A 13,516-nucleotide genomic window follows, 5' to 3' on the forward strand; every position below is an offset into this window, starting at 1 on the left:
TTTCTGACATAGACTTGGACCATTGATCAGACAAGCGCCAAACGGCGCCTTAACGGGAGGTCTCCATGACCAAAGCTTTCCGATTTTATGAAACCGGTAGCAGCGATGTGCTGCGTTTTGAAGATGTCGAGATCGGCGCACCGGGTGCGGGTGAAGTTCGCCTGCGACAGGAAGCCGTCGGGCTGAACTATATCGATATCTATTTCCGTTCCGGGGTTTATCCGGCCCCGTCCCTGCCATCGGGCCTTGGGCTTGAAGGTTCGGGCGTGATCGAGGCGGTTGGTGACGGCGTAACCGACCTTGCAGTTGGTGATCGGGTTGCCTATGCCGCACAACCGCTGGGTGCCTATGCCGAGGCACGTGTAATGCCGGCCAAGGGTTTGGTTAAAATCCCGGACGGAATCAGCTTTGATCTTGCAGCAGCCGCAATGTTGCAGGGCATGACCGCTCAGTATCTTTTGCGCCGAACCTATCACGTCAAAAAAGGCGATACGATCCTTATCCATGCGGCTGCAGGCGGGGTTGGCCAGATTGTTTGCCAGTGGGCCAAACATCTGGGTGCCACCGTAATCGGCACCGTCGGATCGAAGGAAAAAGCCGAGATCGCCAAATCCAAGGGCTGCGATTATCCGATCCTTTATCGCGAGGAAAAGGTATCCGAGCGTGTAAAAGAGATCACCAACGGCCAAGGCGTTGAAGTAGTTTATGATTCCGTCGGTAAGGATACCTTTGACGACTCGCTCGATTGTCTGAAACGGCTTGGCATGATGGTCAGTTTCGGCCAGTCATCAGGCGCCGTTCCGCCCATCCCGCTTAAGGCACTCGCACCTGGGGCCTATTTCCTGACCCGGCCAAGCGTCTTCCAGTATACCGACACCCGCGAAGAGCTTCTGGCGACTGCAAACGAGCTGTTTGACGTCCTGAAATCTGGTGTGGTGAAGATTGATATCGGCGCGACATATGACCTTGCGGATGCCAAACACGCACATGACGACCTTGAAGGCCGCAAAACAACGGGCTCGGTCATACTGAAACCCTAAGACTTTATCGCATTGAAAAACATCGATTCACGCCTTTGCGGAAATGAAAGGAATGGGAAGAGGCAGGGTTAAACCCCCGCCTCTTCCTTTTCCGTGTGCCAGGCACGAACATCGCGCGCGATAGCATCGAAACGATCCGACAGGCCGGAGCTAACCGCACGGCACGGAGCAATGACAGCTTCGGCCCAATCGACATAGCGCAGAATCTGTTCTCGGTCCCAGCCAACCGGGGTATCGGTCAACATCGCGCCAACATTGGCGACCTTATCGGCCAGACGGACCAGTTTAGCCCCGTTACTAAGATGCGGGGCGGTTTCGATCTGGCGGGCTTTGCGCTCATCGCGCGGCAGCGCCTTGTCATCGCTGACTTCAAGGACGATATCGGCGATCATTTCATTGAAACAGGCGGCAATTTCATCGCGAGTCGCCCCGCAATCCTCGATCACATCATGCAGGACCGCAGCACAGAGCACGTATTCATCCGTATGCGGTTCGCACTCGATGATCAGGCGCGATACCTCGATCGGGTGATTGATGTAGGGTTCATGGGCCGGGCCTTTGCGGCGCTGGTCACGATGCGCGCGGGCGGCAAAATCGACGGATTTCAGTAAAAGCTGCATCAGCCTTGAAAAAAGTAGTGGAAGAACGAGACCAGAGTCACATTTGATTGCGGCTACTGCAAGCATTGATGGCTATCGACATCAAAAATCTATGCCCCACATACAGGAAAGAGCCAAAATCAAGGAGATAAGCGAGACATGCCCGAGGAAATGAATCTTAAACTAACCTTGCAAAATACCGGCTACCGAACCTCTGCATTTAACCAGTCTGGCACCGCAAACCGGCTGGAAATCGGCCCCGCCCCATCATCTGGCCGCCAATAACCAAATGGATTGCGAAATCGTCGCTGCTGATGAGCTGACAATCACCCTTCGATACGGGGTACATCATATCGGGCTTCATTTTGGTAATGGAAAGCTGCATGTCGAACCGGGTGATAGCAAACTGATCCGGCAGAAACTTGACGGTCACAATGCCGAACTAACATTGGCAATGACCTGAATAGCGAAGTGTTTCACATGAAACATCCCGCAAGGTTGCAGATCAGGCCCGGTTCCGGCGAGTGCCTGCCATTCGGCGGCCCGCACAGCACAGATATATTCATCGCGCAAAGGCAACCTGTCACTGTTCAAGCGAAGTAGATCACAGTGATCTACCGCACTCATAAACCTGTCGGATACCTCCTGCCGGCAAACAAAAACCCCCGACAGATTGCCGGGGGTTTTCCATGACGGGTCGATTACAGGATCGAACGGCGATCAGCCATTCATTGAATCGAAGAAATCGTCGTTGTTTTTGGTCGATTTGAGCTTACCGAGCAGGAATTCCATCGCATCCTGCGGCCCCATCGGGTTGAGGATACGGCGCAGAACCCACATTTTGGAGAGCGCGCTTTTTTCGACCAGCAGTTCTTCCTTACGGGTACCCGATTTAAGAATATCGATCGCCGGGAAGATACGTTTGTCGGACAGTTTGCGATCCAGAATAAGCTCGGAGTTACCAGTACCTTTGAATTCTTCAAAGATGACCTCGTCCATGCGCGAACCGGTATCAATCAGGGCAGTTGCGATGATGGTCAGCGAACCGCCTTCTTCTATGTTACGTGCCGCACCGAAAAAGCGTTTCGGACGCTGCAGGGCGTTGGCATCGACACCACCGGTCAGAACCTTGCCGGAGCTTGGAACGACAGTGTTGTAAGCACGTGCAAGACGAGTGATGGAGTCCAGCAGGATGACGACATCGTGCTTGTGCTCAACCAGGCGTTTTGCCTTTTCCAGAACCATTTCAGTGACTTGGACGTGACGCTGTGCGGGTTCGTCGAAGGTCGAACTGATGACCTCGCCCTTCACGGAACGGTCCATGTCGGTCACTTCTTCCGGGCGTTCATCAATCAGAAGAACGATCAGATAGGCTTCCGGGTGGTTTTCCTCAATCGCGTGCGCAATGTTTTGCAGCATCACGGTTTTACCGGTGCGCGGCGGTGCGACGATCAGGGCACGCTGACCTTTGCCAAGCGGGGAAACAAGTTCAATCACACGGTTGGTGATGTCCTTGTTGCCTTCCTGATCAAGGTGGCGCTCCATCTTGAGCGGCTCGTCCGGGTAAAGCGGGGTCAGGTTATCGAAATTGATGCGATGGCGGACTTTTTCGGGCGCATCAAAGTTGACCTTGTCGACCTTGAGCAGCGCGAAATAACGCTCGCCCTCCTTGGGCGAACGAATCTGGCCTTCAACCGTATCGCCCGTGCGCAGACCAAAGCGCCTAACCTGGCTCGGCGAGACATAGATATCGTCCGGACCGGCAAGATAGTTTGCCTCGGGACTGCGCAGGAAGCCAAAGCCGTCTGGCAGAACCTCCAACACGCCTTCGCCGAAAATGGCATGATCGTTTTCGGCCAGCTGTTTGAGAATGGCAAACATCAGCTCCTGTTTACGGAGCGTGCTGGCGTTTTCGATTTCGAGTTCCTCGGACAGGGCAAGAAGCTCCGTCGGGGATTTCTTTTTGAGTTCCTGAAGATGCATATGTGCGTTTAATGATCTTGTGATTGCCGGGAAAGGCGATGATTGAAAGGAGAGGAGATATAGAGAGGAATGCGGTCGACGGTCAGGCAGATCATAGTTTCTGCGGACCTGTCGGAACCTTGTAGTTGTGAAGCAGACAGGACTGTTTCATGTTTCCGGTGAAAACACCACAGATTGATAACGCCGATTGAACCAATAGTCAAACCGTGTTTGATACCATTAAGGCAATATCACGTGCACCTGTTGCAGAACTGCCATGCAATCGCCTGCCCAGGCTAAACCGGTGAAAGATATTCTTCAACCAACTGGCGAACCTTCGTGCATCTGTCTGGTCAACCAACCCGTTCGCGGACTATCGCCAGCATACGGGCAAGCTGATCATCGCTTAAACCGGCAATCCGTTCCGACAGAAGATTGGCAAGTTCGGTTGCCTCTGGCTCAAGCCCGGCGGTATCTACCGTTACCTTGGGATGAGAAAGCTGTGCTAGGCGTTTGATTTCGTCAACTTCATCCCAGACCAGATTGAAATAGCCGCAGATTTGCTGCACCAGACCCGGGCTTGGCCGGCCACGATGGCCATGTTCAAGCGCGGAAAGGTATGCTGGCGAGAGCTGCAAGGCGTTTGCCATATCGGTCAGGGTGACATTATGGCGCGCCCGTAATTCGCGAATACGATTGCCAAAGGGTGTCACGGGCGTCTCCGTTTCAGCAGAACATAAAAGGCGCCCGATCCGCCGTGCTGGATACGAGCTTCGCTGATGGCAAGAATACGGGTGCGAAGCCTTGGCGCGCTTAGCCATTGCGGGGTGCGTTGGCGCAAAAGACCGGTGCGGCCATATTCATCAGCACGCGATCCTTTGCCCGTAATCACCAGAACACACCGTTTTCCGGCCCGCCAGCTGTCTTCGATAAAAGCATTCAGTGCATGGTGGGCGACATCCTGGGTCATGCCGTGCAGATCGATACGTCCGTCGATTGACATCTGGCCTTTCTGGAATTTTTTGGCCGTCGACTTATCAATGTTATCGGTGACACCGGGTTCAAGTTCGGCCAAGGCGCGATTCTTTATCTGCGGGCCTCGATCAGCATTGCGTGCAGATGGCAGATTGCGCGCAGCCCGGACTTCTTCGGCCTTGTTGATTTCGCCTTGCAGGTCATCAGGAAGCGGCATCGCCGTATCGCTTTTGGGATGATCTTCGTCCAGTTCGAACACGGCGTCGCTGCCCTTGCGCTGTTTGGAATGCAGGGGTTTGACATCACGCGTGAAAATTTCCCAAAGGGCCTTTTCTTCGTCGCTGACGGAGCGCCGTCTTTTATGGGTTTTCTTTTGTGTCATCCACCAGAACGATATGCAAACGGCGCGGTCCGTGCGCGCCTAGCTGTATCGTCTGTTCGATATCGCCTGTTCGCGACGGGCCTGTCACCCAAAGGAATGTTTGCGGCATATTGCCGTTTCCTTCCCATTCGCGCAACCGTGCCCATACTTCTTCGTAAGTTCCGACGATGTCGCTGACTTTTAAAACGACAATACGGGTGTCGGGAAGCATATTGAGCGTAACCGCCAACCGCGCCATAAACCGAACAATGGTGGGTCCAAAGCCTGATGATCACTACATGTGCGAATGTTCATAAACCGTATCAATCATCCCGCCCGAAAAGATCAAGACAGGCAACACCGTTATTGTCGAGGTTCAACATTGCTCGCAGAAACGCACTGTCGGTATTCGAAGACAAGCCATGTCTCTCACGTAAATTAATGAATTGGCCACTTTTCTTGATCTTATTGAGAGAGTTCTGAAGTTTTTTGATCTCGTCAATCGGGGCCGCATTGCTGATGGCAATATAAAGAAAACAACTGCGATATGGTAAAATCCCGTCAATATCGCGTTGCTGAGCACTGGGATCGACAATGTCGCGATATTGGCGCAGAACCGAACCACCAATTGCAATCAGATCCACACGATCAGCATGTAACATAGGCAGTAAAAGCTCTTCGCGTGGAACCAGAACAAGCTGTTGTGCGCCGCGTTTACGTAAATAGGGTTCACGCGCCGATCCCAACAAAACGCCGATCCGTGCCGAGGACAGGATGTTATCAAAGCTCATATCCTGCCATTTGGCATCGGCGTAACCATAAAGGTTCCAGATCGTGCGACTGATCGGCCCAACCCATTTGAAGCTGTCTTCGCGATCCGCGGTTCGAGTTGTCGGATAGATTACATGCCGGGTGCCCTGCACCGCCTGTTCCATAACCCGCTTCCAGGGTGCTTGGGCCGCAATAACATAGGGCAGACCAGCATCGTTAAACAGAGTCGTGACAAGATCATCAAAATAGCCCGGTTCGGGACGGACTTTATCACGACCGCCCTCAGACGCATGAATGGTATAGGCAAGTTCGCCATCGATGAGGGTGTCTGTTTGCTGCAACTGGATCGGGGATTGGTCACCCAATTGATATTGGGCGCTCGCATCGCGGGTTGGGATCCCCGACAGAAGCATTGCAGTGATCAAACATCCGATTACATCCGGCTTGTTGAAAAGCGGCCGGTTCAAGAACGGGAGTTCAAAAAGCAAAAAGACGATCTGACAAAAAAAAGAAGTTCGAAAAAAAACGGCATATCGGGAAAACATGCCGGTCACATCATACCTCTTCGAGCTTTAGCCAAAAGGCACCTGAAAGCTTTGTTTCAATATAGGCGCGATGTGCAGCCAATTCTTCGTCGCTGACGATATTGAGCCGTGGTTCAAGACGATTTTCCTTTGGCCCCACCACCATGCGCGGGGTATTCGCGGTCTCCTTTGCTTTGTCCTTGGCATTGGAATCAAGCAAAAGCCCATGTTGCCGCCCCCCCAGCAGTTCAAGATAAACCAGCGCCAACAGATCGGAATCGAGCAATGCGCCGTGCAGGGTACGGTTCGAGTTATCGATCTTGAAACGACGACACAGCGCATCGAGGCTGACCGGAGAACCAGGGAATTTTTTGCGCGCCATCTGCACGGTGTCAATCGCGCGATTCATGTCAATTTTCGGCTTGCTCAGCCATTCAAGTTCTGCGTTCAGGAATTTCATATCGAACGCAGCGTTATGGATCACAAGAAGCGAATCATCGCCGATAAATTTGAGAAAATCATCGACAATTTCGGCAAAAACAGGCTGGTCTTTAAGGAAATCGTCACCTAGACCGTGAACGTCAAATGCCTCTTTTGGCATCGGACGCTGCGGATTGATATATTGGTGATATTGCTGTCCCGTCGGCATGTGATTGATCAACTCGATGCAACCGATTTCCACCAGGCGATGGTCTGCATATGGATCAAGGCCGGTGGTTTCCGTATCAAGGACAATTTCACGCATGTCGGGTCCGATTTTCCAGTTGGTCAATGATGGTCCGTATCGTAGCGAAAGTTACCGCCCGCCCCAAGCCTGTCGGGATGATAAAATCGGCTTTGCGACATTTTTCGCGATCCGGCATCTGTTTGGCAAGAATGGCGGAAAATTTGGCCTCCGTCATCCCTGATCGCGCCATAACACGTTGGCGTTGAATGAACTCCGGCGCTGATACTACCGCAACTTGATCGCAGCGTTTTTCGCCCGCCGTTTCAAACAGAAGCGGTATATCAAGCACAACCAATGGTCTTTGCGCCAGACGGTTCTGCTTTAGAAATCGGTTTTCGTCACCGCGAACCAGCGGGTGCAGGATGGCTTCAAGACATTTCAGCGCATCGGAATCGGCAAAAACGATTGGTCCGAGTATCTGGCGATCAATACGGCCGTCTTGCAGGACATGAGGGAATGCCGAAATGATCGGTTCAAATGCCGCCCCATCCGGTGCCATTAAATGATGGACGCTGGCATCGGCATCGTGAACCGGCACACCGAGATAGCGGAACATCCCCGCCGCTGTCGATTTACCCATGCCGATGGACCCGGTCAGTCCCAAAATCACCATAATAAATAGTGTCCTGTGATCTTAATTCGGATTAATCTGGCGAAAGCACGAATTCGCGAAGCTCTGGCGTAACCTCTGGATCAATCCCGAACCAGCGATGGAAACCCGGTCGTGCCTGATGCAGCAACATGCCTAACCCGTCAACCACCTGATTGCCGCGTTTTTTGGCTTGTGCCAGCAGATCGGTTATCAGCGGTGCATAAACGATATCGGTAACAAGGGCTGTTTGCGGCAAACCTTCAAGATCGATTTCAAGTTTCGGCTGTCCAACCATGCCAAGGCTTGTGGTATTGACCACAAGTGCCGCATCGGCAAGGCTTGCGGGATCAAGCGGCCAGTTCACAACATTTATCCGGGGATCATTAATCTCGGTCGCCAAATCTTCAGCGCGTTTGCGTGTACGATTGGTAATACGGATTTCGGGACTGCCTTCGTCAAGCAGGGCAATCAAAACCGCGCGCGATGCCCCACCCGCACCCAGCACCACCGCCGGACCAGACGCAAAATCGATATTCGGGGCTTCTTGGCGCAGGTTTTCGATAAAACCGAACCCATCGGTATTATCGCCCAGCATGCGGCCATCCTTGGCAAAGGTCACAGTATTGACCGCTCCGATGCGACGCGCACGATCAGAGAGTTCATCACATTCGGGCATCGCCATTTCTTTTTGCGGAATGGTGACATTGACCCCAGAAAAACCCAGATTTCGCAAGGATTTCAGGGCACCCTGAAAATTATCCGGCTCTACCGGGAGCGGCATATAGCAACCGTCGATCCCGTATTTTGCCAGCCAGTAACCGTGCAGACGCGGCGATTTCGAGTGCGATACCGGCCAGCCCATCACACCGGCAAGGCGCGAGGTACCCGACAGGGTTCGATAAGGAGTTCGCAAAGTCATAATGAAGAATTTCCTGCCTGAATGTCTTTTATTATGCCTTGAGAATACCGTGATCACGCAAGAAGCCAATCAGCGGCAAAAGAGGCAGGCCCAGAACGGTAAAATAGTCACCGCGCACTTCGGTGAAAAGCTGCGCGCCAATACCTTCAAGCTGATAACCTCCAACACAGTCGTAAATGTCGTCGCCGGCGGCATCAAGATAGTCTTCGAGCCATTCATCCGTAAAGTTGCGCATGGTCAGATGGGCGGTATCGATGGTGCCCCAGATACGTGATCCTTCCTTATAGATCACGGCCGCCGAAACCAGTTGATGGGTTTTACCGCGAAGCGCCAGAAGCTGGGCACGGGTATTGTCGCGGTCACGCGGCTTGTCAAACCAGATCCCGTTGCATTCCAGCATCTGATCGGCCGCTATAACGATACCATCGGGTTGCTGTCGATACATGCGCAATGCCTTCATTTCGGCGAGCGTTTCGGCGGCTTCGGCAGCACTGGCACCTTCGGCCTTCATTGATTGCTTGTAACCCTCTTCGTCGATCATGGAGGCAATTGCCTCGCAATCCACACCTGAATTTCTCAGCATGGAGTGGCGAGCTTTGCTGCTGGACGCCAGAATCAGTCTGGTCATGTATCGGTATCCTGTGATTTTCTCATGTCTTTGAATTAATCGAATTAATGACCACGCCGGTCATACATGGTCGATAGAATGATCGCCGCGGTTTCTTCGATGGATCGTCTGGTGACGTTGATAATCTTCCAGCTGCGATCAGTAAAATAACGGCGTGCCTGATGGACTTCGTTTCGCACGGCAACCGGGTCAACGTAATCTCCACCCTCGCCGCGCTCGATCTGGCGCAGTCGATTTTTGCGGATCGATACCAGTTGATCAACATCCTTGATCAGGCCAACAACCAGCGGATTTTTAAGCTTGTCGAGTTCCGGGGGCAACGGGCACCCCGGCACAAACGGCACATTGGCGGTTTTGATGCCACGATTTGCCAGATAGACGGAGGTTGGTGTCTTTGACGTGCGCGAAACTCCGACAATCACGACATCGGCTTCTTCAAGATCCCAGGTCGATTGCCCGTCATCATGAGACAGCGTGTAATCAATGGCTTCGATCCGGTTGAAATAATCTTCGTCCATTTTATGAAGGGCGCCGGTGCGACCGCGTGATTGCTGTCCCAGATACCCCGCCATCATGGTAATGGTATTATCAAGCACATGGCTGTGCGGTACCTGCAAACGGCGACAGCCTTCTTCGAGCTTGCGGCGGATATCCATATCGAAAACCGTATAAAGCACGATACCGGGATTGCGTTCGATATCGGCAAGCACACGGGCGAGCTGCGCATCGGTTCGGATCAGCGACCAGACATGTTCATGGGCCCGGACATCGGGAAATTGTGCAATGCAGGCACGTGCCACCCCGTCAACGGTTTCACCGGTCGAGTCCGATACCAGATGGAGGTGAAAGATGTTGTCGTCATCAATCATTGCAGACCCGCAATTTTCCAGCATTTCATATTACTTAACCGAAACCCGGTGTTCGATATTTCGATCATCTGCCATATGTCAGGGCACTGCAATCCCAACCATAAATTAAACTGACGGAGTCGGGCCTGTGGATAATTGTGGATAACGGGGGCGACTCCGGCCAAATTTTTTCCACAGATTTTATCCTGCACGTCATACAAAATTTCTCAATGCATTCGTCCCACGGGGGATAAGCGGAAAATTTTTTCCCTAATAGCAGGGATAACAGGGCGAAAACCAGATTAATCCCCGCTATCCCCATTATTCAAAAACGGCTTTTCCCAAGCTCATCCTTGGGAGTCGTTCGGATTCGTCCCCAGTTTTCCCCAAGACCGTTTGAGATGAATCATTTTTCCCGAGTCGCAATGTGGATAAGCTGTGCACCAAATTTGATCCCCGTTATCCACAGGGAACCACTAACAAACAACATCCTTTTTTATTAAAGAAGGTTTTGTTAGAGACACGGTGGAAAAACGGATTGGAAAGGCTTCAGGACACAATTAACGGGTCAGGAACCGGGAACCGGACATAAGCGCCAGATCATCGTGTCTGACAAAAGGATCGGGACTATCATACCCGGAAACAGCCCGTTAAAAGGCAGTTACCGGCAGTCAAACAGGAAACGTCATGCCAAAACCAAACAAGACCTTTTTGCGCGCCCTTGCCGGTGAAATATTGCCGGTACCTCCCATCTGGCTCATGCGCCAGGCGGGTCGCTATCTTCCGGAATATCGCGCAACACGGTCCGAAGCAGGTTCGTTCCTCGATCTTTGCTATAATCCTGATCTTGCGTGTGAAGTTACCTTGCAGCCGTTGAGGCGCTATGACTTCGATGCGGCTATTCTGTTCTCCGATATCCTCGTCATACCACAGGCACTTGGGCAGCATTTGGCTTTCAAGCAGGGGGAAGGACCGCAGCTTGAAGCCATTCGCGATGCTTCGGGACTTGGCATCCTAAATGTTGATCATATCCATGACACATTGGGGCCGGTTTACGAGACGGTTGCAAAGCTCTCTGCATCCATTCCGTCTCATACCTCTCTCATTGGTTTTGCAGGGGCACCGTGGACGGTTGCGACCTATATGGTTGAAGGCAAGGGCAGCAAGGATTTTGCCAATATTCGCCGCTTTGCTTATGGCGATCCAGACGGGTTTTCACGTCTGATAGAAATCCTGGTCGAAGCCACCACGCAATATCTGCTAAAACAGGTTGAAGCAGGTGCGGAATGCATTCAGCTTTTTGAAACCTGGGGCGGAGTACTGTCGGAAAACGGGTTTGAACGCTGGGTGATCGAACCGACCAAAAAGATTGTCGCAAATCTTAAGGCGGTACATCCGGATTTGCCTGTGATTGGCTTCCCAAGGGGTGCTGGCTTGCATCTGATCGACTTCAAACAGAAGACTGGTGTCGATGCCGTTGGTCTTGATAGTGGTGTTCCTTTGAAATGGGTTGCGAAAAAACTTCAGCCATTGGGCCCGGTGCAGGGTAATCTTGATCCGATGTATCTGATTACCGGTGGGGACGAAATGATTGATGAAACCCGCCGTATCCTAGATGTGCTGCGTGATGGTCCGTTCATTTTCAATCTTGGACACGGGATTACCCCGGAAACATCGCCGGAAAATGTCGGCAAGCTGGTCGATTTTATTCGAAATTATCGCTGATAATTGAAATCGATCAAATCGATTGAAAAATTCAATGCGTAAAATGGTTTAAACCCGTTGCACTTCGATACTGATTGGCCATTATAATCGGCAGGATCAAAAGAAGTGGGACGGGTTTATCCAGACAAAACTTCCGGGATGAACCGGACAGTTTCAAAACGCCATGAAGGATATGCCGATGTCCGAACTAAAGCGTAAAAAACGCGCGATCATTCTTTTCAATCTGGGCGGCCCGGATGGCCCGGATGCGGTTAAGCCGTTTCTTTTCAATCTCTTTAATGATCCGGCGATTATTAGCCTGCCCAATCCGTTCCGGTATTTTCTGGCAAAGCTTATTTCATCGCGCCGCGCACCGATTGCACGCGAGATCTATAACCATATCGGCGGAAAATCGCCGCTGCTGGAATTGACTAAGGATCAGGCGGATGCGCTTGAAACAGCGCTTAACGGGCTTGATGACGGCTATGAAAATCGCTGTTTCATTGCCATGCGTTACTGGAAACCGTTTGCCGATGAAAGTGCGGCCGCGGTTAAGGCATGGGGTGCGGATGAACAGATTTTGTTGCCGCTTTATCCGCAATTTTCAACAACCACCAGCGGATCCTCGGTCAAGGACTGGAAGCGGGCCTGTCACAAGGTTGGCCTTGCGGCGCCGATCAAAACCGCGTGTTGTTATCCAACCAATCCTGGCTTTATTGATGCATCGGCTGAAATGGTTAAGGCCGGGTATGAAAATGCCCTGAAAAAGGCTGCCTATCTTGGTGTTGGCAAGCCACGCCTGCTGTTTTCTGCCCATGGTGTGCCCAAGGCAGTGATTACCAAACGTGCTGATCCATATCAGTCGCAGATTGAAAAATCAGCACAAGCCGTGGTCGACAAGATGGCAATTGCCGATCTGGACTGGCTTGTGTGCTATCAAAGCCGTGTAGGGCCGATGGAATGGATTGGCCCGTCGACCGAGCATGAAATTGAACGTGCCGGCAAGGATGGCGTACCATTGGTGATTGTTCCGATTGCCTTTGTTACCGAGCATTCCGAAACGCTGGTCGAGCTGGACATTGAATATCGCGAAATTGCCGATGAGCTGAAAATCCCGGTTTACGAACGTGTTCGAACGGTTTGTTCGCATCCGCTGTTTATCAGTGGCTTGGTTGATGTGGTCAACGAAACCCAGCAGGAACTTGATCAGAACGGACCAGATGATTACGCGGTGGAAACGCGTGGCTGGTGGTGCCCGGATGAACATAGCTGTGCGGTGGCCAAACAGCCGATGGGTGCGGGCCCTGCCTGATTATATTGTTGATCGGGCAATTTGACGTTTATCCTGTTTGAAACAAACAATATCGATTGCCCCGTGCCCCGAATCGACCAGAAGAGAGAGACATGGATACCTACAGCGTTATCAAATCCCTGCATGTCATCAGCATTATTGCCTGGATGGCAGGGCTTTTGTATCTGCCGCGGCTTTTTGTCTATCACTGCGAAGTGGCACCGGGTTCCGAAGCCAGCGAGAAGTTCAAGATCATGGAACGCCGGTTGCTGCGCGCGATCATGAATCCGGCGATGATTGCATCATGGATTTTCGGCGGTTATCTGATCCATGCAGCCGGTGTGATGACCGAGGGATGGTTCCACGTCAAATTGCTGTGCGTGGTGCTGATGACCGGGATGCATATGATGATGGCGCGCTATCGCCGTATGTTTGACGCCGATGCAAACACCAAGTCCCAGAAGTTCTTCAGAATTTTGAACGAGGGACCAACCATCCTGATGGTGATTATCGTCTTTATGGTCATTGCCCGCCCGTTCTGATCCGGATGATTTTAGGGTGATTTACCGATCATT

16 protein-coding genes are annotated in these 13,516 nt (G+C 52.1%); 5 read left to right on the forward strand and 11 right to left on the reverse strand.

Annotated elements, in window-relative coordinates:
* Positions 1–65 precede the first annotated feature (65 nt).
* Positions 66–1,040: a quinone oxidoreductase family protein gene (locus SMB34_RS07705; RefSeq protein ID WP_007088514.1), complete on the forward strand. Its 975-nt coding sequence runs from the start codon at positions 66–68 to the stop codon at positions 1,038–1,040.
* Between the two features lie 68 nt (positions 1,041–1,108).
* Here the strand turns inward: SMB34_RS07705 and SMB34_RS07710 are convergent, their stop codons facing one another.
* On the reverse strand, positions 1,109–1,660 hold the full coding sequence (locus tag SMB34_RS07710) for an HD domain-containing protein (protein ID WP_007088513.1): 552 nt from the start codon (positions 1,658–1,660) through the stop codon (positions 1,109–1,111).
* A 268-nt stretch (positions 1,661–1,928) separates the two neighbouring features.
* On the opposite strand from SMB34_RS07710, the gene SMB34_RS21035 reads away from it, so the two are divergent.
* Positions 1,929–2,102 (forward strand): hypothetical protein, encoded by a 174-nt coding sequence (locus SMB34_RS21035; protein WP_156962655.1) that lies wholly within the window; start codon positions 1,929–1,931, stop codon positions 2,100–2,102.
* A gap of 257 nt (positions 2,103–2,359) precedes the next feature.
* Here the strand turns inward: SMB34_RS21035 and rho are convergent, their stop codons facing one another.
* From rho to SMB34_RS07760, 10 genes are all read right to left on the reverse strand, one after another.
* Complete coding sequence (gene rho, locus SMB34_RS07715) at positions 2,360–3,622, reverse strand: transcription termination factor Rho (protein WP_007088512.1); 1,263 nt, start codon at positions 3,620–3,622, stop codon at positions 2,360–2,362.
* Between the two features lie 332 nt (positions 3,623–3,954).
* Positions 3,955–4,314, reverse strand: coding sequence for a helix-turn-helix domain-containing protein (locus SMB34_RS07720; RefSeq protein WP_037989003.1), 360 nt, complete (start codon positions 4,312–4,314; stop codon positions 3,955–3,957).
* Positions 4,311–4,958: a Smr/MutS family protein gene (locus SMB34_RS07725; RefSeq protein WP_037989005.1), complete on the reverse strand. Its 648-nt coding sequence runs from the start codon at positions 4,956–4,958 to the stop codon at positions 4,311–4,313. The genes SMB34_RS07720 and SMB34_RS07725 overlap by 4 nt, the downstream gene beginning before the upstream one ends.
* A complete protein-coding gene (locus SMB34_RS07730; RefSeq protein ID WP_240478776.1) occupies positions 4,936–5,169 on the reverse strand; it encodes an LUD domain-containing protein in 234 nt (77 codons plus the stop codon). The genes SMB34_RS07725 and SMB34_RS07730 overlap by 23 nt, the downstream gene beginning before the upstream one ends.
* Before the next feature lie 91 nt (positions 5,170–5,260).
* A complete protein-coding gene (locus SMB34_RS07735; protein WP_240478777.1) occupies positions 5,261–6,133 on the reverse strand; it encodes a substrate-binding periplasmic protein in 873 nt (290 codons plus the stop codon).
* 130 nt (positions 6,134–6,263) lie between these two features.
* Positions 6,264–6,977: a DNA polymerase III subunit epsilon gene (dnaQ, locus tag SMB34_RS07740; protein WP_037989010.1), complete on the reverse strand. Its 714-nt coding sequence runs from the start codon at positions 6,975–6,977 to the stop codon at positions 6,264–6,266.
* The gene (gene coaE, locus SMB34_RS07745) at positions 6,970–7,572 is read right to left on the reverse strand and encodes a dephospho-CoA kinase (RefSeq protein ID WP_037989012.1); all 603 of its coding nucleotides are present in this window, start codon (positions 7,570–7,572) and stop codon (positions 6,970–6,972) included. The genes dnaQ and coaE overlap by 8 nt, the downstream gene beginning before the upstream one ends.
* Before the next feature lie 31 nt (positions 7,573–7,603).
* A complete protein-coding gene (locus SMB34_RS07750; protein WP_037989014.1) occupies positions 7,604–8,470 on the reverse strand; it encodes a shikimate dehydrogenase in 867 nt (288 codons plus the stop codon).
* A 31-nt stretch (positions 8,471–8,501) separates the two neighbouring features.
* Positions 8,502–9,098: a Maf family protein gene (locus SMB34_RS07755; RefSeq protein ID WP_037989017.1), complete on the reverse strand. Its 597-nt coding sequence runs from the start codon at positions 9,096–9,098 to the stop codon at positions 8,502–8,504.
* Positions 9,099–9,142: 44 nt separating this feature from the next.
* Positions 9,143–9,967, reverse strand: a complete 825-nt coding sequence (locus tag SMB34_RS07760; RefSeq protein ID WP_037989244.1) for a pyruvate, water dikinase regulatory protein — start codon at positions 9,965–9,967, stop codon at positions 9,143–9,145.
* A gap of 666 nt (positions 9,968–10,633) precedes the next feature.
* On the opposite strand from SMB34_RS07760, the gene hemE reads away from it, so the two are divergent.
* The 3 genes from hemE (at position 10,634) to hemJ (ending at position 13,483) form a co-directional block, all read left to right on the forward strand.
* The gene (hemE, locus tag SMB34_RS07765; RefSeq protein ID WP_037989019.1) at positions 10,634–11,671 is read left to right on the forward strand and encodes a uroporphyrinogen decarboxylase; all 1,038 of its coding nucleotides are present in this window, start codon (positions 10,634–10,636) and stop codon (positions 11,669–11,671) included.
* A gap of 178 nt (positions 11,672–11,849) precedes the next feature.
* Positions 11,850–12,962: a ferrochelatase gene (gene hemH, locus SMB34_RS07770; RefSeq protein WP_037989246.1), complete on the forward strand. Its 1,113-nt coding sequence runs from the start codon at positions 11,850–11,852 to the stop codon at positions 12,960–12,962.
* Positions 12,963–13,054: 92 nt separating this feature from the next.
* Entirely contained in the window at positions 13,055–13,483 is a 429-nt protein-coding gene (gene hemJ, locus SMB34_RS07775; RefSeq protein WP_037989028.1) for a protoporphyrinogen oxidase HemJ, read from the forward strand.
* Positions 13,484–13,516 lie beyond the last annotated feature (33 nt).

The sequence above is a fragment of the Thalassospira permensis NBRC 106175 genome (genome assembly GCF_000714555.1).
GTDB lineage: Bacteria > Pseudomonadota > Alphaproteobacteria > Rhodospirillales > Thalassospiraceae > Thalassospira > Thalassospira xiamenensis.

Excerpts from the sequence above, each read along its gene's own strand:
- dnaQ (WP_037989010.1), bottom strand. The coding sequence starts at position 6,977 with ATGCGTGAAATTGTCCTTGATACGGAAACCACCGGCCTTGATCCATAT.
- SMB34_RS07755 (WP_037989017.1), bottom strand. The coding sequence starts at position 9,098 with ATGACCAGACTGATTCTGGCGTCCAGCAGCAAAGCTCGCCACTCCATG.
- rho (WP_007088512.1), bottom strand. The coding sequence starts at position 3,622 with ATGCATCTTCAGGAACTCAAAAAGAAATCCCCGACGGAGCTTCTTGCC.
- SMB34_RS21035 (WP_156962655.1), top strand. The coding sequence starts at position 1,929 with ATGGATTGCGAAATCGTCGCTGCTGATGAGCTGACAATCACCCTTCGA.
- SMB34_RS07730 (WP_240478776.1), bottom strand. The coding sequence starts at position 5,169 with ATGCTTCCCGACACCCGTATTGTCGTTTTAAAAGTCAGCGACATCGTC.
- SMB34_RS07760 (WP_037989244.1), bottom strand. The coding sequence starts at position 9,967 with ATGATTGATGACGACAACATCTTTCACCTCCATCTGGTATCGGACTCG.
- SMB34_RS07725 (WP_037989005.1), bottom strand. The coding sequence starts at position 4,958 with ATGACACAAAAGAAAACCCATAAAAGACGGCGCTCCGTCAGCGACGAA.
- coaE (WP_037989012.1), bottom strand. The coding sequence starts at position 7,572 with ATGGTGATTTTGGGACTGACCGGGTCCATCGGCATGGGTAAATCGACA.
- SMB34_RS07750 (WP_037989014.1), bottom strand. The coding sequence starts at position 8,470 with ATGACTTTGCGAACTCCTTATCGAACCCTGTCGGGTACCTCGCGCCTT.
- hemE (WP_037989019.1), top strand. The coding sequence starts at position 10,634 with ATGCCAAAACCAAACAAGACCTTTTTGCGCGCCCTTGCCGGTGAAATA.
- hemH (WP_037989246.1), top strand. The coding sequence starts at position 11,850 with ATGTCCGAACTAAAGCGTAAAAAACGCGCGATCATTCTTTTCAATCTG.
- SMB34_RS07710 (WP_007088513.1), bottom strand. The coding sequence starts at position 1,660 with ATGCAGCTTTTACTGAAATCCGTCGATTTTGCCGCCCGCGCGCATCGT.
- SMB34_RS07705 (WP_007088514.1), top strand. The coding sequence starts at position 66 with ATGACCAAAGCTTTCCGATTTTATGAAACCGGTAGCAGCGATGTGCTG.
- hemJ (WP_037989028.1), top strand. The coding sequence starts at position 13,055 with ATGGATACCTACAGCGTTATCAAATCCCTGCATGTCATCAGCATTATT.